At 41.9% G+C, this 270-nt stretch carries 1 protein-coding gene; it reads right to left on the bottom strand.

What is annotated here, in order from left to right; all coding sequences use genetic code 11:
* On the bottom strand, nt 1-270 hold a 270-nt coding region (locus LMC10_RS01080), incomplete at both ends, for a hypothetical protein (protein WP_229268703.1).

Genomic DNA, 270 nt, shown 5'->3' on the forward strand with positions numbered 1-270 from the left:
TGAGTAACTCGGTATCAATGAGCGAAAGTTTGAGCAACTCCGTTTCAATGAGTGAGAGTTTAAGTAACTCAGTCTCGATGAGTGAAAGCATATCTAACTCGGTATCGATGAGTGAAAGCATATCTAACTCGGTATCGATGAGTGAAAGTTTAAGCAACTCCGTAAGCATGAGCGAAAGCTTAAGTAACTCGGTATCGATGAGCGAAAGCTTAAGCAACTCCGTCTCGATGAGTGAAAGCTTATCTAACTCCGTTTCAATGAGTGAGAGCA

Origin of the sequence: Limosilactobacillus reuteri subsp. simiae (genome assembly GCF_020784875.1) — a bacterium.
Classification (GTDB): domain Bacteria; phylum Bacillota; class Bacilli; order Lactobacillales; family Lactobacillaceae; genus Limosilactobacillus; species Limosilactobacillus reuteri_H.